At 50.0% G+C, this 21,087-nt stretch carries 20 protein-coding genes; 14 read left to right on the forward strand and 6 right to left on the reverse strand.

Annotation, left to right across the window (positions count from 1 at the left end):
• Window positions 1-19: 19 nt before the first annotated feature.
• Window positions 20-391, forward strand: a complete 372-nt coding sequence (locus VIJ98_RS24855) for a hypothetical protein (RefSeq protein WP_323276036.1) — start codon at window positions 20-22, stop codon at window positions 389-391.
• 542 nt (window positions 392-933) lie between these two features.
• Window positions 934-2,265 (forward strand): DUF1173 family protein, encoded by a 1,332-nt coding sequence (locus tag VIJ98_RS24860; protein ID WP_323276037.1) that lies wholly within the window; start codon window positions 934-936, stop codon window positions 2,263-2,265.
• A 448-nt stretch (window positions 2,266-2,713) separates the two neighbouring features.
• Here VIJ98_RS24860 and VIJ98_RS24865 read toward each other — a convergent pair whose 3' ends face one another.
• Entirely contained in the window at window positions 2,714-3,817 is a 1,104-nt protein-coding gene (locus VIJ98_RS24865) for a membrane-associated sensor domain-containing protein (protein WP_323276039.1), read from the reverse strand.
• Between the two features lie 628 nt (window positions 3,818-4,445).
• Between VIJ98_RS24865 and VIJ98_RS24870 the strand changes: the two genes are divergently transcribed.
• The 7 genes from VIJ98_RS24870 (at window position 4,446) to VIJ98_RS24900 (ending at window position 11,761) form a co-directional block, all read left to right on the forward strand.
• Window positions 4,446-6,422, forward strand: coding sequence for an alkyl sulfatase dimerization domain-containing protein (locus tag VIJ98_RS24870; protein WP_323276041.1), 1,977 nt, complete (start codon window positions 4,446-4,448; stop codon window positions 6,420-6,422).
• Window positions 6,423-6,504: 82 nt separating this feature from the next.
• On the forward strand, window positions 6,505-7,290 hold the full coding sequence (locus tag VIJ98_RS24875; RefSeq protein WP_323276043.1) for a hypothetical protein: 786 nt from the start codon (window positions 6,505-6,507) through the stop codon (window positions 7,288-7,290).
• 30 nt (window positions 7,291-7,320) lie between these two features.
• Complete coding sequence (locus VIJ98_RS24880; protein ID WP_323276045.1) at window positions 7,321-7,623, forward strand: YicS family protein; 303 nt, start codon at window positions 7,321-7,323, stop codon at window positions 7,621-7,623.
• Window positions 7,623-8,834, forward strand: coding sequence for an OmpP1/FadL family transporter (locus VIJ98_RS24885; RefSeq protein WP_407330513.1), 1,212 nt, complete (start codon window positions 7,623-7,625; stop codon window positions 8,832-8,834). The genes VIJ98_RS24880 and VIJ98_RS24885 overlap by 1 nt, the downstream gene beginning before the upstream one ends.
• 87 nt (window positions 8,835-8,921) lie before the next feature.
• Window positions 8,922-9,197 (forward strand): YdgH/BhsA/McbA-like domain containing protein, encoded by a 276-nt coding sequence (locus VIJ98_RS24890; protein ID WP_323276048.1) that lies wholly within the window; start codon window positions 8,922-8,924, stop codon window positions 9,195-9,197.
• Between the two features lie 99 nt (window positions 9,198-9,296).
• A complete protein-coding gene (locus VIJ98_RS24895) occupies window positions 9,297-10,100 on the forward strand; it encodes a hypothetical protein (protein WP_323276051.1) in 804 nt (267 codons plus the stop codon).
• Between the two features lie 65 nt (window positions 10,101-10,165).
• Window positions 10,166-11,761: a mechanosensitive ion channel domain-containing protein gene (locus VIJ98_RS24900; protein ID WP_323276053.1), complete on the forward strand. Its 1,596-nt coding sequence runs from the start codon at window positions 10,166-10,168 to the stop codon at window positions 11,759-11,761.
• 294 nt (window positions 11,762-12,055) lie between these two features.
• Here VIJ98_RS24900 and VIJ98_RS24905 read toward each other — a convergent pair whose 3' ends face one another.
• A complete protein-coding gene (locus VIJ98_RS24905; RefSeq protein WP_323276055.1) occupies window positions 12,056-12,277 on the reverse strand; it encodes a general stress protein in 222 nt (73 codons plus the stop codon).
• Window positions 12,278-12,866: 589 nt separating this feature from the next.
• Here VIJ98_RS24905 and VIJ98_RS24910 point away from each other — a divergent pair.
• Window positions 12,867-13,214: a cupin domain-containing protein gene (locus VIJ98_RS24910; RefSeq protein WP_323276154.1), complete on the forward strand. Its 348-nt coding sequence runs from the start codon at window positions 12,867-12,869 to the stop codon at window positions 13,212-13,214.
• A gap of 133 nt (window positions 13,215-13,347) precedes the next feature.
• On the opposite strand, the gene VIJ98_RS24915 is transcribed toward VIJ98_RS24910, so the two are convergent.
• Entirely contained in the window at window positions 13,348-14,079 is a 732-nt protein-coding gene (locus tag VIJ98_RS24915) for an aspartate/glutamate racemase family protein (protein ID WP_323276056.1), read from the reverse strand.
• Window positions 14,080-14,387: 308 nt separating this feature from the next.
• On the opposite strand from VIJ98_RS24915, the gene VIJ98_RS24920 reads away from it, so the two are divergent.
• Entirely contained in the window at window positions 14,388-15,290 is a 903-nt protein-coding gene (locus VIJ98_RS24920; RefSeq protein ID WP_323276059.1) for a pyridoxal-phosphate dependent enzyme, read from the forward strand.
• Window positions 15,291-15,585: 295 nt separating this feature from the next.
• Here VIJ98_RS24920 and VIJ98_RS24925 read toward each other — a convergent pair whose 3' ends face one another.
• Genes VIJ98_RS24925 through VIJ98_RS24935 form a run of 3 tightly spaced genes read right to left on the reverse strand, consistent with a single transcriptional unit; the run spans window position 15,586 to window position 17,506 of the window.
• Window positions 15,586-16,131, reverse strand: a complete 546-nt coding sequence (locus VIJ98_RS24925) for a CpmK protein (RefSeq protein WP_323276061.1) — start codon at window positions 16,129-16,131, stop codon at window positions 15,586-15,588.
• Complete coding sequence (locus VIJ98_RS24930) at window positions 16,128-16,676, reverse strand: carbapenem self-resistance protein CarG family protein (RefSeq protein ID WP_323276063.1); 549 nt, start codon at window positions 16,674-16,676, stop codon at window positions 16,128-16,130. Before VIJ98_RS24930 ends, VIJ98_RS24925 begins: the two co-directional genes overlap by 4 nt.
• On the reverse strand, window positions 16,673-17,506 hold the full coding sequence (locus tag VIJ98_RS24935) for an SUMF1/EgtB/PvdO family nonheme iron enzyme (RefSeq protein ID WP_323276065.1): 834 nt from the start codon (window positions 17,504-17,506) through the stop codon (window positions 16,673-16,675). The genes VIJ98_RS24930 and VIJ98_RS24935 overlap by 4 nt, the downstream gene beginning before the upstream one ends.
• A 432-nt stretch (window positions 17,507-17,938) precedes the next feature.
• Here VIJ98_RS24935 and VIJ98_RS24940 point away from each other — a divergent pair, with 432 nt between their 5' ends.
• From VIJ98_RS24940 to VIJ98_RS24950, 3 genes are all read left to right on the forward strand, one after another.
• Complete coding sequence (locus tag VIJ98_RS24940; RefSeq protein ID WP_323276068.1) at window positions 17,939-18,802, forward strand: alpha/beta hydrolase; 864 nt, start codon at window positions 17,939-17,941, stop codon at window positions 18,800-18,802.
• A 204-nt stretch (window positions 18,803-19,006) separates the two neighbouring features.
• Window positions 19,007-19,417, forward strand: a complete 411-nt coding sequence (locus tag VIJ98_RS24945) for an ASCH domain-containing protein (protein WP_323276157.1) — start codon at window positions 19,007-19,009, stop codon at window positions 19,415-19,417.
• A gap of 1,138 nt (window positions 19,418-20,555) precedes the next feature.
• The gene (locus VIJ98_RS24950) at window positions 20,556-21,059 is read left to right on the forward strand and encodes a hypothetical protein (protein ID WP_323276070.1); all 504 of its coding nucleotides are present in this window, start codon (window positions 20,556-20,558) and stop codon (window positions 21,057-21,059) included.
• Window positions 21,060-21,087: the final 28 nt, after the last annotated feature.

Genomic DNA, 21,087 nt, shown 5'->3' on the forward strand with positions numbered 1-21,087 from the left:
CAACCACGAGACGATCATTATGGCTATTTCGCAGACCTTACCACTGGATAACGAGACACACCCCGCCCTGACCGATACCCGCGAGCCGGTTCGCATGGACGTCATCGAGCAGATTGCCGCAATGGCGGAAGGCACCGAACGCCCGGCGCTTATCTGGGGCAACACCGACCGGGCCACGGTTGCCGCTGAAGCGCTCTGGGTCTTTGCCCGGCGCGTCGGGCTTGATGGCCGGGGCGATGATGCGTTTACCGCAGTTCAGGATCTGATTGCCAACCTGATGCACCTGTGTGAGCAGGAGGAAATCACCGGCGGGGAGGTGTCGTTTGTCTCGCTGGTGGGTATGGCGGAAATGCATTATCTCGCAGAACTGGATGAGAACGTCGGACTGTAAGGCGGCGGGGCCGGGTCTGGCCCCGTAGCGACCTGCGAGCGCGCCGGAAAGGCGGCCGGCCCTGCGGGCCCGGGAGAGTGCCCGGTGCTGACGCACCGGCCGTTTCCTTACGCCGTTCTGTAGTCTGCTGAGTCTCTATCCACTATAGAGAGCTAGCGCTCATTTCAGTGGTTAGCTGAACCGGCAGCACGGACCCTTGAGAGGTTGAGGGAATGCAGCAGGTGGTCTGTTTACCCGTTTTTTGCCTGTCTTTTTGCGGGCAGGGCGTGATGAGCGTGTGTGGACGGATGGCATGGTTGGCCCCCTCCGGCTCCCCGGCAGGCCGGGTCGTCAGCCCGACTGCGCTAACCGGTAAACCGGCAAGCTTCGCCGAACCGCAAGGGGCTGCGTTTCGGGCCTGACGGCTGGGGTCTGATGGCGACAGGCAACGTGACGGTGGTGGGGCAGTCATGTGGTCTGCCTGAGCATTAACGTTTGCGTCTGGCCCACTTAAAACATAAAACAGGTTAACCTTATCAGGGCATTAATGAAGGAGGGATAGGATGGCCAGAGGAACAACGTTCAGCGCGCAGATAACCGGGTTGCCTCAGGGCGGGATTTTTCAGCCTCATGAGCAGCTCGATTACGACAGCGACTGGCGCAAGAAGCTCGGGGATGCTTACGCGAATAAAGTAGAAGCCAGAGTGACCTGCCTCTGCAAAGGCAAGCCAGACGATCTGACCCTTCGCAGGCTGGTTGTGCGCTACCTGAAAGAATCTGACCGCTTCAGCCTTTCAGGCTGGAAACACAGTGGCGGCCAGCACCGGCATGACTGTCGCTTTTACTCGGTCTGGCCCGATGAAGCTTCAGCAGGTGCTTACTCATCGAGCGTAGTCAGGGTGAATGATGACGGCACGTTCAGCATCACGCTGCCGGTCGGGCTTTCGCGGCAAAACGGTACCGACAAACCCCTATCTGATGTGAATCCGGCAAGACACCCGCGCACGGGCAAAGCCAAACCCTCCATGCGCCTGCTGGGGCTGGGGCACTTTATCTGGCAGCAGGCTGAAATCAACACCTGGAAGCCGCAGTACGTGAAAAACCGGCCGCGCAATGCGCTGTGGCTGGCCAGCCGGATCATCGGCATGGCGCAGAACATCCGCGTCAGCAGGCTGACGCTTGCCGACGTGCTGCTCGTCAGCGCCGCGGGTGAAGGGACCCAGAAGCAGGCAAACCAGCAGCGGGTACGCTATGCGACGGAGAACAAAAAGCGTCTGATGGCCATCGCCCTGCTGAAAGCGGACGCGAAAGATGGCTACACCGCGCTGCAGGAGGGGCGCCTGAGCCTTTCAAGTCCGATCGGGTTCCCCACGCTTAACGTGTCCCCCAATACCTTGAGAGCCTGTGAGCGCAGTTTCGGATCCGAACTCAATGCCTGGAAGGCGGGGCATAAGGTGGTGGCCATCGTTGAAACGGAGCCTCCCACGCTGCGCTTTGAGAGGATAAACGGCCATAATGTTCCCATCAGGGAACCGGAGGTCATCGGGATCGCGCTGATGCGTGTTACGCCGCGCTTTATCCCGGTGGACTCAGGTTATGAGGCGATTATCGAAGCCCGCCTGTGTGAAGAGGAACGAAGCTTTATTAAGCCTCTACGCTTTGATGCTGAGGAAGACACCTTGCCGGATTTTGTCCTGACGGACGTGGATGGCAAAGAGTCAGTGCCGATGGAAGTGTTTGGCATGAACACGGATGAATACAGTGCGCGGCGGGCTGAGAAAATCGAGGTATATAACAAGGAGTACGGCGCCGACGGATGGTGGTCATGGGACGCTACCGTAAAAAACGCAGAGGACAGCATACCGTCATTTCCGGCACAGAATTCGTCATCCTAAATCGTCTGCAGTGTATAGTGGGTATTTGCATTCACTAGACTACCCATTTGCATTTTACTTCCTGGTCATCTCCAATAGAAAATAGAAACAATTTCCTTCCTAGTTGACCGGCAGCTTTGAGCGAAATCGGATGTTCGAATTTATTCCCAAAATGGTTAATGTAATAAAAAATTGGGATGTATTAATTATCGGGTGACAAGATACTATAATTTCAGTAGAAACAATCATGTAACTACTTTAAAATAATAATGTAATGTAATGTAATGTAATGTAATATATGTAAACCACAATTGTGGTTGAAACACACAGCATGCGTTACATAAGAGAGATTTGGATAGCTATCGCTACCATGCCCGCTTTTAGTGGGCGTTTTTTTATTTAGTTAAAACTGGCCTGCTTCTTTGTAGCCAGGATTAATGCTTTGGCTTGCAGTGTGGGCTAAAACGGATTATCTCTCGGAAATATGAATGCGATTTCTCCCTGTCTTTTTAGAAAGGTAAAGTTGCTCATCTGCATTACTAATAAGCTCATCGAGTGATTCTCCAGGATGCAACTGGGCTGCTCCCTGACTGACCGTGACATGGCTGGAAATGGACGATCCCCCATGCTCAATTGCCGCTAACCGAATCTTCTGCTGGATTCGCTCACATACAGTGAGAACGCCGTCCCTGTCTGAAGCCAGCAACAGGACGCAAAACTCCTCACCGCCAAAGCGTGCAGCCAGATCGGAAGCATTCCTCACTGCATCCTTAATACATTTCGCTACCTGCATCAAGCATTCATCACCGGCAAGATGACCATATAAGTCGTTAAAGTATTTGAAGAAATCAACATCAATCATAATAAGATAAACAGGGTTGTGTTCAGATACAGGGCTTTTGGTTCGGGCGTGAAAATATTCCCGCAGGTAACGCTTATTTGCCATTCCGGTCAAACTATCCCGGTCAGCAAGGCGTGTAAGTTTCTGAACCAGGCGGGCATTTTGTTTTTCGCTCTCTTCAGATTTCCGAAACCATTCCATCAGCACGATTCGCGAGGAGAAAATGACGGCCAAAGCCATGAAATAAGAGAACAGGACGAAATAATTTGCTTCTGTACCAGCAACAATTGTTTCACCTATCGTTACAAGCAATACGGGAAAACAAAAAGCAATAATCATCGCACCTGATAGATGGAAAGCAATAACGGCTGGGAAAATGATTAATAAAGATAGCAGAATTGTGAGTTCATTCTTAGCGTGCGAAAAGTTTAGAGCGTGTATTATCATCGCCCACAAAACCCCGTATAAGAAAACATTAGCCAGTAACAGATGCCGCTTAACAAAATAACCTGACCTGCGTATAACTTCCGTTAATGCAAGATTCCATATTGAAAAAATAGAAATGAACAGACATAGCCAAAACACTACACTAATGCGCGATTCTGAACGCGACTGAAAAAATATATGCATCACAAGATATAAAGATAAGACGACGTTAATAATCAGGAACCAGATAACCCCAGTACGCGTCACCAAAAATTCTTTTCGGGCTTCACTTGCATCAATCAGCATACTGAATGCTCCAGTGATAATTTGACAAGATTTCTTCACATCAGACTTGACCTTTAGCATGCTAAATGTTGATAACTTAACGCACATAAAAATAAGAGAGTGATGACTAAATTTATATACCCAGCAGGTTAGAAAGCTTAACATGCATTTTTTGATAAAGATTGAACTGGCCCTGCAAGCTTCACTTATTTAGCACATAAATATCAGACAACAAGCGCTTATATATGATTTATGTGAAATTGCTCCGCTATTATTTAAAAGTAACATACCATCCGAAAGTTTTTTTCAGAGTGAACGAAAAAACATAGTTTGCTTTTTGCTGGCTTCGATAAAGCCATCAACCTCCTGTTAAATCGACTGTTTTTTTCAAAAATATGCATAGAACATCATGCTGCCATACCAGTTATGAATGCTGCACTAAAGGAACTTTCTGGTATTTAGATCTAATGTTTAGCTTTGCAAGCTTGCTAAGAGTAAAACTTCAACTAGCTTTATATCGAAATGTTTCAGAACTCACCCATTTCGCCATGTACCACCTGCCAGCAGAAAGGATTGCCTTCTGGCAGGATCGATTGCACCTCGGTTTTATTTAGATTCAATAATTTAAGTGACACATTTGAGGACCATCATGAAACTGAAGCCACTAATAGTATGCATGGCGCTAGCTGCTTCGCTAAGTTCACTCTCCGTTTCTTATGCTGCTGATGACGCCAGAAAAGACGCTGCTTCCGCGACCAAAAGCGCGAATGATGCGCTTTATAATCAGCTGCCGTTTTCCGATAAAACTGACTTTGATAACGCACACAAGGGCTTTATTGCGGCCTTACCTCAGGACGTTATCAAAGGTGAAGCAGGGAATGTCATCTGGAATCCACAGCAGTACGCCTTTATCAAGGAAGGCGAGAAATCGCCCGATAGCGTTAACCCCAGCCTCTGGCGCCAGTCGCAGTTAATTAATATCAGCGGCCTGTTTGAAGTCACAGATGGCGTATATCAGATACGTAACCTTGATCTGTCAAATATGACCATCATTGAAGGCACGCATGGAATTACCATAGTTGATCCGCTTGTTTCGGCTGAAACAGCGAAGGTTGGTCTGGAACTGTATTATAAAAATCGCGGTAAAAAGCCGGTGGTCGCGGTTATTTATACCCACAGCCACGTTGACCATTATGGCGGCGTGCGCGGCGTAGTCGATGAGGCTGACGTTAAAGCCGGTAAAGTGAAAATTTATGCTCCCGCCGGATTTATGGAAGAAGCCGTATCAGAAAATATTATGGCCGGAAACGTCATGAGCCGCCGTGCCAGTTACATGTACGGTAACCTGCTGAAAGCCGATCCTAAGGGTCAGGTTGGTGCAGGTCTTGGTACTACAACATCAGCCGGAACGGTGACGCTGATTGCGCCTACAGATTACATTACAAAAACCGGTGAGAAGCGCACCATTGACGGCCTCACCTATGACTTCATGATGGCACCGGGTTCGGAAGCGCCCTCTGAAATGCTGTGGTATATCGAAGAGAAGAAAATCATCGAAACCGCAGAGGATGTGACCCACACCCTCCACAATACCTACTCGCTGCGCGGCGCCAAAATCCGCCAGCCGCTGCCGTGGTCCAAATACATCAACGACGCTATAAACCTGTGGGGCGATAAAGCCGAGATCATTCTTGCGCAGCACCACTGGCCGACGTGGGGCAATGACAACGTCAACAAGCTGCTGCGTACCCAGCGCGACCTGTATCGCTATATAAACGATCAGACGCTGCGTATGGCGAATAAGGGGCTGACGCGCGACGAGATTGCTGCAAACTTCAAACTCCCGGATGGTCTGTCTAAAACGTGGGCCAACCGCGGTTATTATGGCTCAGTAAGCCATGACGTTAAGGCAACCTATGTGCTGTATCTCGGCTGGTTTGACGGCAATCCAGCCACGCTGGACGAGCTGCCACCGGAAGAAGCCGCGAAGAAATTTGTAGAGTATATGGGCGGTGCTGACAATATCCTCAAAAAAGCCAAAACCGACTATGACCAGGGAAATTACCGCTGGGTAGCGCAGGTAGTCAGCAAAGTGGTGTTTGCGGATCCGCAGAATAAAGCGGCTCGCGAGCTGGAGGCGGATGCGCTTGAGCAGATGGGCTACCAGGCCGAATCCGGTCCGTGGCGTAACTTCTATCTTACTGGCGCCCAGGAGTTGCGTAACGGCGTGCAGAAACTGCCAACACCGAATACCGCAAGCCCGGACACCGTGCGCGCGATGACGCCGGAAATGTTCTTTGACTTCCTGGCGGTACATATCGATGGCGAAAAAGCCGGTAATGCCAAAGCGGTGATCAATGTTGATCTCGGTGAGGATGGCGGCAAATACAAGCTGGAACTGGAGAACGGCGTACTCAACCATTCTGCCAACCAGCAGGCTGACAAGGCCGATGCCACTCTGACGCTTAACCGCGATACGCTGAACAAAATCATCCTGAAGGATGAAACGCTGAAGCAGGCCGAAGATAAAGGCGAAGTGAAAGTTACCGGCGATGCCGGAAAAGTCGATGAGTTACTCGGGTATATGGACAAATTCGAGTTCTGGTTCAACATCGTCACGCCATAAGCGGGAACCCTGTGTTGTCTCTGACACAGGGTGTTTTTTCTGATGACAGGTCTCGTGTCCTGTAACCGCTTTGGAGCAACCCATGAACCTCAGGCATTCTGCGCTGGCAGTCTTATTTCTTGGCTCTGCTTTCAGTTCTTTTGCTGATGCAGCTTCAGATTCCGCGCAGGCTAATAACCCGTTAGCGAATATGACTGCATTTAACATGCAGAATTATTACATCGGAAATATGAGCGGCAGCGATAAAACCGCTAATCAATTCTGGCTTCGCTATGCCCAACCCTTCACGCTGGGCGAAAGCCAGTGGTTATTGCGCGCTTCGCTACCACTTAATACTTATCCATCACCTCCGACCGGCGGACGCCAGACTGGGCTGGGCGATATGAACCTGTTCACCGCCTGGCTGATTGATACCGGCAATCCTGCCGTCAGTTTCGGTTTTGGCCCGCAGATCACCGCTCCCACCGCCAGTAAAAACGCGCTGGGTTCAGAGAAATGGTCAGCAGGTCTGGTCAACGTTCTTTTTGATGCCAGCTCCCCCACGTTCCAGTACGGATATCTCGCCTCATGGCAGCACAGCTTTGCCGGAGAGAGTAACCGAAGCGATGTGAACGTTGCCGCATTTCAGCCTTTCCTGTTTCTCCAGCTTGGCGGAGGAACCTACCTGCGTTCAGCCCCTATCTGGAATTACAACTTCCAGAATGATGGCTACGGCGTACCGCTCGGGCTGGGTATTGGGCAGGTGATAAAGAGTAAAAATACCGTCTACAACTTCTTTATCGAACCGCAGGGTTCGGTGGCGGACAACGGCCCTGGACAACCGCGCTGGCAGATATTTGCCGGTCTTAATCTGCAATTTCCCAACTAAATAGTAGAATCAGTGTAGGGAGAAATCACTATGTTTCGCTTGGTTACAGGCGCTCTGTCACTCATGGTTTTTTGTGCAAACGCAGCACCTTACGACAATCTTGCCGCCGCCCTGACTCAACAGAAAATTGTCAGCGATCTGCGTACTCAGTGTGATATCAGATCTGACATACCCGATGAAAAGGTCCGGGCAGTCTTCACCGCCAGCAAAGTAAATCATCATGCTTTGAGTGCGGCTGCCAGCGCGTTGCAGGAAGGAAAAAAAGCCCAGTATCAGCAGCAGCTGAATACCATACGTTGCCCTGATTTCAGCAAACCTGCAGGAAATGAATAATGCTGCAGATCTCATCCGTTAGTTCCAGGTTGGCGATGATATTACTGGGCAGTCTTTGCGTCAGCTCAGCCAGTGCCAGCGGGCTTTATTTGTATGAAATCGCCACGGAAGACACCGGGCTTGCGGGCGCAGGACAGGCTGCCCGCGCGCAGGACGCATCTACCATAATGACCAATCCCGCAGGCATGACGCGTTTGCCAGAACACATGATTACTGGCGGCCTTCAGGCACTGTATGGCGACACGCCATACCATCTTAACAATGATGCAGCACTTCAGGGAAAGAGCCCGGGTAACACCATAGGATGGTTTCCGGGCGCCAGTCTGTTTTATCACCAGCGCCTGACAGAAAACATTTCTGCTGGTATTGGCCTGTATGGCAATTACGGGCTGGGACTGGATTTTGGTGAATGGGCTGGCGACAGGTTAATTAAAAAAAGTACGTTGATTGGACTGACGCTGAGCCCTGCTTTTGCCTGGAAGATAAATGAACGCTTGTCGTGGGGAGTCGGACTAGGCATTAACTATGGCTTCTTGTCTCTTACGCGCAATGTGGATGGGCAGGATGAAAAAGCCAGCGATCACGACTGGGCAATGAATTTCAGAACCGGTTTACTTTTTCAACTCACTGATGCCACGCGCGTAGGCCTCAGTTACGCCAGTAAAACGGAATATCATTTCAACATTGATGGAAAAGCACGCTTTCCCGCATTCCCTAATGCTGAATTTACGCTGCCGCTGTCCGCTCAGATTAATGCACCCGATCAGCTCATGCTGAGTGCCGTGCATGACATAAATGAGCGCTGGTCTCTCCTGGGGGATCTTGGCTGGCAGAACTGGAGCATGTATGGAGGCAATCAGATCTCTTTATCCGGGGAGAACGTACAGCGTCAGAACCGGTTAAAAGATACATGGCATACCGCACTCGGTGTTCAGTTCCGGCCAGACGATCGCTGGCGGCTTAATACCGGTGTGGCTTATGACAGCAGTTTTTACCGCGATCAGAATGATACGGCGATGACGATGCCTTCAGGTGATGCATGGCGATTTGGTGTGGGCGCGCAATATCAGCTCACTGAGTCGGGCAATATTGGTGCGGCATTTGAATACCTTAAAATGGAAACATCGCAGGTCTCATCACCTCTGCTCAGCGGCGCATACAAAAATCCTGAACTGTACTTTTTCAGCATGAATTACAGCTACACGTTTTGATGTTTAAAACTGGCAAGTACCTGCTTCATAACTGAATGGCTCTGCCGTTAAGACGTGTTGTCACCCTGGAAATAATAAACCACTGGAGTGTTAATGATGAAAAATATGATGATAAAATCCCTCGTTATGGCAAGCGCCTTTTTTATCTCAGCTGGCGCGATGGCTGCGCAGGAAATCAGTAAAGATGAAGCCAAAAATTATACTGAAGTCGGAACCGTATCGACTTCCGGTACGTTCACCGATCCAAAAGATGCCAAAGATGAATTATCAAAGCTGGCAGATGAAAAAGGTGGAAAATACTATGTGATTACCTCGGCCCGAGTGGAAGGTAAAGTACAGGGTACGGCAACAGTTTATAAATGATGCCACATGCCGCCGCCCTAAGTTGCGGCGGCATTTCCCTATCGTCTTTAATCACATCAAAGCGTTTATCTCCCCCAAATACGTATTTGGAGAGCATTCATGTCACGCTATCTAGGGAATAAATGGAGTTTAGCTTTAGGGCTGCTGGCATCGAGTTATGGGGCCTGTGGTGCTGAAGCTAATAATAATCGCGATAAGCTTGATGATGATCCGACTAAAGTGACGACCAAAGTAGGCGTCTCTTGGTCAGACACCTATGACATGGATGACAGTAATCTTTCTTTCTCCGGTTCGGTCGCGCTGGACCCGGCAAAAAAACTGAATGCACGCGTTAACAGTGATGCCAGCGAGTGGCGTGTGGGCGGGTCATGGCTGTTTCCGGTAGGCATCGTTAACTTTAATTTTGGTAAAAATCAATATACCAATGGCGCCTCCCAGACTAACTATTCCGTCGGAACTTTTGTCCCTCTCAGTTATTTTGGCTTCGCGCCAGCCGGTTTCCAGATATTCCCCATGGCCGGATATACCTACAACACTGGCGAGATAACCGGCTGCAGCACCGGAAATCCTGCGGACTGTAATGCGCCCCAGTTCGCCGATGGAACGCCCTCCGAGTATGGATTCAGCACCATCACCACCTCCGGCAGCAGTGGCTATCTGGGTGCCTTCACGCTTCGTCCTCTTACACCTGAACTCACAATACTTGGGTTTGCGGCGGGCTCTTATGGGTCTAAAAATGATGAGGGTGAAAATTACCGGGGTTATTTTGGCGGGATCGGCGCTGGTTACAAATTTGATAAACATAGTTCAGTGAACCTTATGACGTTCATTATGGACAACAACACCTATCTGGACGATCCCGACACGCGCTTCCTTATTTCGTATACCTGGCAATTTCAATAATACGCTTTGACGGCTGCCTTCCGGACGGATTTACCGCCAGGCAAAGCACGGTTTCTGGAGGCAAAATGATTAAAGCGGTGATGTTTCTATGCGGTTGCCTGTTGTTCTTCGCCTTCCAAAACGCTCTGGGCGCGGAGCCGCGTCAGGCTCCTTCGGCACAGGAAAAAGCGCGTACCTTATATCTGCTTAATCAGCCCGTGGTAATGCTCCAGGCTAAATTTGGCCTGACCACGCCAGAGGAACGGGTCCAGCGCATTGTGACGATATTGCGCTCGCTCGATGATAAGGACCTCGCGCAGTCGGTAGAGATGCATACATTGACGCGCTACCAACAGTCAGCGGTGCTTTTTTCCATTAACGGCAAACCCTTTATGTTACTGGCGCAGGGCGATCTGGATGAAGGCGATGATCTGACGCTGGCGCAGGCCGCGGAGCGCGTCAGGCTCCGCCTGGATACACTGCGAAAATCACTGTCTGAACAGTACTCATCGCGATATCTATTGCTCTCAGCGGGTAAAAGCCTTGTGGGAGCGCTGTTACTGATCGCGTTTATCCTGTTTGCCCTGCGCTCTTATGCTTGGCTGAAGCGGATATATGCCGCAAGGCGCGCTCAGCGGAAAAGCCTCATTCCGGGTGCACTGCGCGCTTTTCTCGGTCCCATTGAGGTACGGCTGTATGCCATTGTGCTTACCGTGGCCTTCCTCGTGGCATTTTACATCTGGATCAGCTGGGTGTTGCGGCTGTTTCCCTGGACGCGGATTTGGGGCATGGAGCTGGGAGGTTATGCGGTAGGGTTGCTGCAACGTCTCGGGCTGGCAATCCTTTCCGCGCTGCCGGGCATGCTGATTGTTGTCGTCATCTTCCTGATCACGGCGCTGGTGACACGATTGCTCCGGCTGGTGCTCAGGCGGGTTGAGACCGGGCAGTTACACCTGCCGGGCCTGCATCCGGATACCGTTGGCGTCACCCGGAAACTCATCAGCGTTGTTATCTGGCTATTCGCCTTATCGGCGGCGTATCCGTTTTTACCCGGCGCTAATTCGCTCGCCTTCAAAGGAATAAGCGTTTTCTTCGGACTGATGCTGACGCTGGGATCGGCAGGCGTGATGAACCATGCCATGAGCGGCCTGGTGCTGACCTATTCCCGTGCGCTGCGAAAAGGCGAAGTGATCAGGATTGTCGATCATGAAGGCGTCGTCAGCGAAGTGGGTATGCTGGCAACGAAAATTCTGACCCGCGAGAATTACGAGGTAACGGTTCCTAACGCGGTGGTCGTCAGCGGCAGAATAGTAAACCTGAGCGCTACGTTGAAAGGCGACGGCGTCAACATGACGACCAGCGTCACCATTGGTTATGACACGCCCTGGCGGCAGGTTGAAGCGATGCTGGAGCTGGCCGCCAGTCGCACGGCGGGGATTAATCGCAGTATTACTCCGCTGGTGCGCCAGCTGGCGCTGCAGGACTGGTATGTGGCATATGAACTTCAGGTCCGGCTTCAGGCGGGAGAATCGCTGGCCGGGGTAAGAAGTATTCTTCACGGCCATATACAGGATGTATTCAATGAATTCGGCGTGCAGATCATGTCGCCTAACTTCATCAGTCAGCCCGAGCAGCCGGTTATCGTGACAAAGTCGAACTGGTTTACGCCTCCTGCGAACTAGGATACCCGCGATGAAGCTTAAGCCGGGTTTGCTTTACCCACCGGATACGACCCTGCTGCTTTGCCCGATATACCGCTTCATCAGCGCGCGCAACAATGCCGACAGCGTTATTGCTGGTTTGAGGGGGGCTGTGATGATGACACCAACTGTTCGGGCTGAAGAGCTATGCCATAAATAGCTCATCGCTTCCCTAAGCCGTTATAAAATTGAGAGGAAGGCAATGAACGCTTTGAGTGAAATGCGGGCCTTCAGCTTGAGACAACTACGTATTGTGATTCCGTTGAACATACCATCTCATTTGCGATATGAATCGTAAGTGAGATGGTAATGCTGAGACGACAGGCTTTCTGTCTTTCCTCTTCGGCTGACCTGCCCACCTTTGCGGCCTGCCTCAGCAGCACGTTCGGGATTATTTCTGAAGTTACCGCCGCTTACCTGACCGCCTTTTCTACCAGCATCAGCCGCGCGCGCTGGATTTTCGGCAAAATTACCAGCACCACCTCTATGTTCTGCCATAGCCTCTCCGGTTTGAGTTAAGTAAAGCCATTTAAAGCATAGCCATAATTTTTCATACCGTTTCGGATCATGCCCAGACAGCGATTCATTTTGGATTAAATCAAAAACAACGTCGAACTGGTTAAGCCACAGCTTCCTGGTGACGTTGGTATAAAGTTTTTTGAATATGTCATGAAAGTCAGTCTCTTCCCGGCGATACAGGATAATCGGGCTATTCTGACTTGAATGAAATATCGAGGCTGACGGAAGAGCGTTAATTTTTCAGTCTAACAGTGCTCGGCAGTCTTAAACGAACTGCGTATGCCGCAGCAAAAGCTGACCTGATTAGCTTTACTCGTAGCTGAGCACTGGAACTGGCACGGAGTTGAACTGTCCGTTCGACAAAGTCTGCTGTGAGCGAAAAGCGGACATTATGGCCCGATAAAATTCTGCTATCCCAATACACTGATAACTACTGGATATGTTGAACGATGCACTTCAGATCTTTAGGTAAATAACCAAAGCATAACCTGTTGCGAATCGACAGCATTTCTCGGTATAACTTTCTTAAGGTCTTTATAGATGGGCGCATGTAAACTGGAGAAGGATGATGATTTCAAAGGAAAATGCAGAGCATTATTTCTGGGGCGACGATTGCGATGGTTGGTATCTGGTAAACCGTCAGGACATGCTGGTTATTCATGAAAAAATGCCTGCCGGCACTTATGAAAAGCGACACTTTCACTCCGTTTCCAGACAGTTTTTCTTTGTTCTAAATGGTGTTCTTTCGATGGAGTTGGAAGGTCAATTGCATAATATCAAAGCCCTGCAGGGGCTGGAAATTCCACCGGGAACAAAGCATCAAGCCAGAAACGACACAGGGTCTTCCGTAGAATTTATTGTAATTTCACATCCGACGACTCGGGGAGATCGTACTGACCTCCCTTCATCCTGCTGACGACTAAAGAACAATTGCTATGGTTTGTCTTAACGTAAGGCCAGCGCACTGTGTATTAACCTACCTGTGTGCTTATAACACCTGCTTCTGGCACAAAGCAGCTCAATTCAGGGCCTTCGAAGCTGACCTCAGGTTAGCCGGTAATATGGATTTCGCCTGTAGTTTTCCCGGACAGTCTCCTGTAGTTTTTAATGGTCGCGCTGGAAAGGCTGGCTGCCGTATCCACGATGACAAAGCTGAAAGCATTTTCAGTTATCAGGGGACCCAGATCTGTACAGGCAATAAGAAGAGCCTCCACCTTAAGATTTTCCACTACAGACATTAAATTGTTCCACTCTGCCTGTGCATCAGGGTCATGAAAACCTTTCGTTTTAACCCGCTCAATCAACGATGTGGTCATTTCACGAAGTAGAGATGAATCAATAATCTCTTTGCCAGAAGCTTCTATCCGCGCCTGATAGAAACCCGCATCCAGCGTAGGTTCTGTAGCCAGTACAGCTACCCTGGTGACTTCTGCAGGCAGTGACTTAAGTGCGCTGTCTGCAATATGCAGAAGTGGAATACCAGCGCTCGCCGCTTTCATTTCAGCAAAATAGCAGTGTGCAAGATTACAGGGAACAGCGATCAGACTCACTTTTGCCTTGACGAGTTCTGAAATACCCTGTTGCAGGGTTGCGATCATCGCATCATCATCAATTTTTTTGCCCGGCCAGAAAGGCGTTGGCAACGAGATGATATGCATTTTAGGAAAATCCATATCATATTTCGCTCCGTACCCGACGTGGCAGTCTGTCACCAGCATATCTATGAAGGGAGCTGTGGATCGGGGTCCCATACCTGCAAGCACACCTATAGAAACAGTCATCGCCAGTGCCTCCTTTCGACATTCTTTTTACGATTGACCAATTATCGCTGAGTGGCTTCAAGAATTACAGATTTATGATTTTTCTGATTATTTACCTGAGTTAATTATAATTATCGTTTTGCTTCCCGTCAGTGAGAGTATCACAGGTAAGAAGACATCCGTGGAATATGCATGTGTAACTGTAACCAGCACAACCATTCAGATGTGTATCCACCGCGTTCTGCTGATAAACCTTATGATGTCATCCTGGACAGGCTTCGGGCAGAACAGCAACTATGCTGTGAAATAAATTCATAGGATTTAGATTAATGGAAATAGGTATCCGTACCCCTCTCATCCACTCGCTCCCTTTAAGCCAGCACAGCGGATGCCATGTCTGGCTGAAGATGGAGTCTTCCCAGCCCACCGGCTCTTTTAAGCTCCGCAGCGCGGGACATGCCTGTTGCTATTATGCCAGTAAGGGCGCTACAGCATTTGTCAGTTCATCGGGTGGAAATGCCGGAATTGCAGTGGCACACAGCGGTCGCAGGCTGGGGCTGCCGGTAACTGTGGTTGTGCCGGAAACCACGTCAGCCAGAGCAAGACAGCTTATTGAGCAGGAAGGTGCCTGCCTCATTGTGCACGGGAAAGTATGGAGTGAGGCTAACGATTACGCCCTGTCCCTGGCGACAGAGGACATCATCTATATCCATCCCTTTGATAACCCGCTTTTGTGGGAAGGAATCAGCACAATCGTGGATGAAGTCATCAGTGAGGGTGTAAAACCTGATGCCGTTATTCTGTCCGTCGGCGGCGGAAGCATGCTGTCCGGCATAGCGCTGGGACTGGAAAAACATCAGTTTGGCCACATTCCGGTGTATGCCGTTGAAACCCACGGTACCGCCTCGCTTAATGCCTCGCTTAATGCCAATAAGCTGATGCGTCTTGAGAAGGTCAGCGGCATAGCCACAACGCTGGCCGCAAGCCAGGTGTGCGAAAATGCTTTTAACGTGGCCAGCCGACTGGATGTAAGAAGTATGCTGGTTTCTGATGCGGAAGCACTGCATGCCTGCCGGCGCTTTCTCGATGATCATCGCGTACTCACTGAGCCGGCATGCGGAGTGTCATTGTCACTCCTTTATGACAACAAAATCAGGTTCACTCCTGCCGACAATGTACTGGTCATTGTTTGCGGCGGGGCATCGATCACGCTGGAAGATATAGCGTGCTGACAAAAGAATGGAATGATTGCTCTGTATTCAATTCCTGAGAAATGCTGGTGAGCTGCCCGGTTGACCGGCGTATGGTGATGTGAGGTAAGTCTGCTTTTGGCGCCAGACGACCAGGAGCGTGCGGCTTACTCTTAGCTAACAGCAGACACTGGCTTTGTGAACATATCCGATGCTGAAGCTGTTAAGGACAGACGGTTCCGGCGTGATAGTTTATTGCTGGAGTGTCAGTCTTTACGCCGTTAAACGAAGTGGATTGCTAAGCTTTAACCCCCAAAAATTTTTTCAGGCCCGTCTGCTAATACAGTAAATCAAGCTGTTCAGGTTCACTGATAAGACGGACATTTCCCTGGTTGTCCGTATCAAAGAGGGCCTGGTAGCGCACTGAATCAATACCCATGACCAGATTATCGAGATCAGTATTGGCAACGCGTACTGATTGATTTTTAGCCCATTCTGGCAGGGCATGAATATAATAAGTAAATGTCACATCAGTCATGCCTCTGTTATCTGTCGAGACAGCCTTTATGCTTCTGACGCGCATGGTTCCATAGCAGAAATCATGATATTTCGTGAATGAAGCCCGGCCGTACGGGGTTAACTGCCAGATTTTACTGCCTGCTTTCACATGAGCGGTGATAAGGCCGGCATCGACAAGTGCCTCCATTTTTGCATTAATCCAACGGTCAGTGCCTGTTCTTATTGCAACCGGCCACTGCTTTTCACCCAGACAAAGAGACTGCCGATTAAGTGACTGCTGTATAAGCTCACGGTAATGACTTTTGTACCCCGCACAACAGCAGAACGACAGGAAAAAAAGCAAAATCCCTGTGATACATTTCAACGAAATTTCTCCATATCCAGAATCTGAAAAGCTTCATTCACTTCATCAAACGTTTGTTCAGTAAGATAAACCCCTGCTGGATCCCAGTAAAAAACAGACGTCCCGGGATCGTCGTTATTTTGCTCCAGCCGAAATCGTGAAAACCTTACTCGCGATTTATCGGTAAGATCTCCCTCGCCACCGCTGCCGCCATATTTGGCCGCCCTGATAAGGTATACCCGCCCTTTATAGCGGTGAAGTTCTGTGCCGCTTATCTTAAGGGTAGATGCTGATAGCCTTAAATCGGTCCAGGTAAAGCCATCGTCATCCGGGACCGGTACGATAAGCCAGTTTTTTTCCTGGCTAATAAAGATGCTGAGAGTTTCACTGGGATGAGAAGTATTATTGTCGTAAGTCGCAGAAAAGACGGTGTCTGGTATGCCATCACCATTCAAATCAATGCTGTTCAGCCCCTTTTTCAGATAAATATGGGTATCTGCCTGTAATGAAGCCGGAAGGCTTATCAGAATGGCTGTCAGTATTATAAAAGGCATTTTCAGGTTCAAAATTTCCGCACCAGTCTGAAGCCAGTGTCCGGCAGGGCATAGCCGGCACTGTGCGTGTCGCAGCTGGTCAGACTGCCCGTATGCAGCAAGAAGCTGCCGCCGCAAAAATAGTACATTTTCACACCGGAAAGGGTGTCGAAAGCATCAACCCATTCCGAAACGTTACCGCTCATGTCATACAGACCGAGCGCGTTGGGCCGCAGGCTTTTCACACGGACAGTGCCGAAATTCGGATCGTTGAAGTCAGGGAACCAGGCGACAGCATTTGCCTTGTTGCTGCCAGCAAATCTGAAACCATACGAGCCATTTTCCAGTCCGGCCTTTCCTCCACGGGCGGCAACCTGCCATTCGTCGGCCGTAGGCAGGCGGTAACCATTAGCCCGGGCATCCTGGGTAAATTCGTAACGGGAACTGTCACGTGCCGGGACGCCCTTATTATTGAGATAGACCGGTCTCAGCCCTGCCTTTTCACTCAGGGCGTTTGCAAAAATCCCCGCATCTGACCATTCAACACTGGTAACCGGATGTGCACCGTTGTCTGTATCCGCCGACCGGCAGTCCTCGTAAGCGGCCCCATTACATCCGACACCGAATACATAACCACGCTCAACAGCCCATTCGTGAACATCTGAATAAAGCCGGTAGGTGATTTCAGTACGCATGATCCAGAAGGTACTAAGCGTGATGTTGGCGTGTGCTGCATAGTCATGTTGGCCAAAAACGCTACCGACATAATATTTCCCACCGGCAACCATGACTTCATCAGGAGACTGTGTTGCAGCGGCAAAGGCGGAAAAGGCAGACAGCAGAAAGAGGATTTTATTTTTCACAGAGCCATCCTGGCTAATTGATATGGACATTCACATAGCTGGTTTCCACCGTCGCCAGACTATAGCAACGTTATATGCCCAAAGTTAAGAATATTTGGCAGGTAAGATCTGGAGCTTGTTTCAGCCCCCTTGTACTGACTGGCAAAGGTAGCACTCCGTATTTTAACAACGTCTTCGCCCACAACTTGAAATTGTCATGAAAGGTTTATCACAGACGTTCTGCTAACGTCCGCTTCTGGCACGAAGCGAACGCGCGCGGCAGGTCCGCGATGAGCGGACATTCATTTTAGAATTTTGTCCACAATGTCACCTTGCTTTGCATCATCAGTCTCGTCGTGAAAGATGAATTCTGCTCGGCCCCTTACGTAACAAAGTGCCCGATTAAACAGCAGCCTATAATTATCTCCACACTTTTGGCGTGGGAGGTAGCAAATGTTTGAGGGATTTACACATACACGAGTCATTCTTTCAGAAGCAGAGCTTAATGTGCGCTATGGGGGTAATGGACCACCTGTTCTGTTATTACATGGACACCCTCGTACCCATGTAACCTGGTCAAAAGTAGCTCCCGAGCTGGCCAAATCATTTACCGTCGTATGTCCTGATTTGCGGGGGTTCGGCCAATCATCAAAGCCGGCTGATCAGCGCGATCATGCTGGTTCTTCTAAAAGAGCTAAAGCAAGAGATTGCATTGAGTTGATGAGTCATCTGGGTTTTGAGAAATTTGCGCTTGTTGGGCATGACAGAGGGAGTTACACAGCTTACAGAGCTGCTCTTGACTATCCAGAGCGAATCACACGGCTTGCCGTACTGGATTGCATTCCAATACTTGAAGCCCTCAATAGGTGTAATGAGAAGTTTGCCCGGCAGTGGTATCACTGGTTCTTCTTTGCGCAACCAGAAAAACCGGAGCGGGCAATACTTACTGATCCTGATAAGTGGTATGGAGGCCAGCCTGAAACGATGGGAAATGAAGAGTACCTTGAGTTCAGAAAAGCTATTCACGACCCGGAAACTATACATGGGATGCTCGAAGACTATCGTGCCGGATTTTATATAGACAAAGAGCATGAGCTTAATGATCGTCAGAATGGGCGGATGATTGAATGCCCTACACTCTGTTTATGGTCAAAATTTGATGATCTGGAAGATATTTACGGCGACATCTTGGGTATCTGGAAAAGATGGGCGCCACATGTCCGGGGAAAAGCGATAGCCAGCGGTCACCACATGGCCGAAGAGGCACCAGAAGTAGTCGCCGCTGAGCTTCAAAATTTTCTTTTACAACACAACTAGCAGTTCTCCTGTACCCGGTTTATTAGCACCTGGAAGTAGCAGAAAGGTCCGCTTCTGGCACAGAGCGGACGCGCGCGTCAGGTCCGCTATGAGCGATAAGCGGACCACATTATCTGAAGAAAGGCATCACTGATAATGTCGGGACAGCCCATACATAAAAAATGTATAACTTTTCTTTTCATCGACGATTCAGAGGGGATTTTAATGGTTTCGGTTGAGAAAATAAAAATGAAGTATCCAGGCGCAGATGCCTGGCAAATGGGTGACAGCCCGGAACTGGCTAGCGAGCTTGCGGACTTAATCAAAAAAGGGATCAAAACGGCCTCTTGCGGATCTTTTGCCTCTTACCAGCAGGAGGAATCTGCCCCGAGGATTGGGAGTTATAACATTATCCTTGATGGACAGAATGTTCCGGTCTGCGTGATCAGACTGGTTTCAATGCGACTGGTGCGTTTTTGTGATGTGACTGAGGCGTTCGCCCGCAAAGAAGGTGAAGGCGATTTAAGCCTTGAATACTGGCAGAAAGAGCATCAGCGGTTTTTCACCCGCGAAGGTCATTTTTCTGAAGATATGGAGTTGATCGCAGAAGAGTTTGAAGTGGTTGAGATGCTGTAAGTCGAGATAAACGGCTGACGTTTTATCAATTGCCATTTATAACAATGTCCGCTTCTGGCACACAGCAGTCGTTCAGATGTAAGGCCTTATGCCAACTAAATCTGCCCCATTAGATGTAGTTGGCGATGGTCAAGTGATCTGCAAACGGTCGCCAAGTAAAATGTAAATGCGTAGTCAAGTCAGATGTAATGACGCATTTAGACGGTTCAGCACGTATTCTGCTGCTGCGCTTCAGAACGGGCAGGGCTCAGATGGGCACGTATTGAGAACGGCTATGCTGAACACATTCAGGTTGGTTTTGAGCTGGTGGTGCAGTTATATCACCATGCAATACGGGCACATTGATACATCCTGAGAGTAACGTCTTGCCAGGCTTAGCGCCTGGTAGGATTTGTACACGGATCCCAGGAAAACACGAGGATCATTATTGTCGAGTTTTGCGCATCCCTTCAAGTGAAGCATGGCTGCTCCCGAGCTGGTGGATACCAGATAGCAGTAATAGGAAGGTTCCATGCTTGCTCTCTCTGTAAAGGACGTCGGTTGGATCATCTTTATTAACTATAGAGGCTGCTGACGGTTATGCCCGTGACTGTATAGCCGTTATCGTGAGTACAAAATTATCGCGTGCTGACTTCACTTCTTTTTTTACCTTTCTTTCCGTCTCTCTTCTTTCACTCTTTGCCTGGTCTGATTCACCGATGATTAAACCTGCCAAGTTGTATGGCCCCCTCCGGCTCCCCGGCAGGCCGGGTCGTCAACCCGACTGCGCTAACCGGCAGGCCGGAAAGCTTCGCCGAACCGCACAGGCGCGTTTCGGGCCTGGCGGCTGGGGTCTGATGGCAACGGCCAGAACAACCCCTGCAGCGGGCGTGCGCCCGCGCGTTCACTGGCCACAAAAGGCCGTGGCCGCTGAGGACGCCCGCGTTGCGGTCGGGTGTGTGCCTGCTCATCTTTGATCCGGTGGTCATGTTGCGGTCGGTCCACGCGGCGGGCGAATCCAAGCACAGTCATTCGTCAGTGACCAGGGTGAAATGCACGCCGGAGGCGCCCTGGTCACAGCCGCCTGCCCATGCTTCTCAGCCCTTTGCCGCGAGGAACTCACCGAAACATGAATTAACCACCTGAAAGGAGCACCAGCATGCACACACAGAAGATCAACACCGCCGCTTCAGAATCTTCCAAAACATGGGTTAAGGGCAGGAGCACACAGTCTGAGGAGCGGGTGTTCGTGCGCATCGATACCGGCAAAATTTTCAGCGAGGCAATCACGCTGAAAGACGGGAGCACCGTGTCCATGTTCAGTTTTGAAACGCTGGAGGAGTTGCAGGTGCAGTACGCCGACATGGCGCTGATGACTGAATCCGAGGCGGATGCCCTGTTCTGTACGCGTCTGTTCAGACCGTGGGAGGAAATCTCAGAGGCGCGCTGGATGGATCAGCTGACCGTGTTGCCGCCGCTGGACTGGCAGTCCTCACCCGCAGGCGAAACGTTCAAATGTTGTGAGATGTACTCCGGGAAGGTGACTCATATTTTTGCGCGTATTCGCGGACGCTATTTCGAGTGCCGGGACTATGCCTGGAAAAAACACGCGGATCTGGTGCTGGATGCCGTGCTGGCGATGGCGGCGGAAAACGCGCATTAAAAAAGCAGGCAAAAGCCTGCTCTCTTAA

This window comes from Pantoea sp. S18 (assembly GCF_045689705.1).
GTDB lineage: Bacteria > Pseudomonadota > Gammaproteobacteria > Enterobacterales > Enterobacteriaceae > Pantoea > Pantoea symbiotica.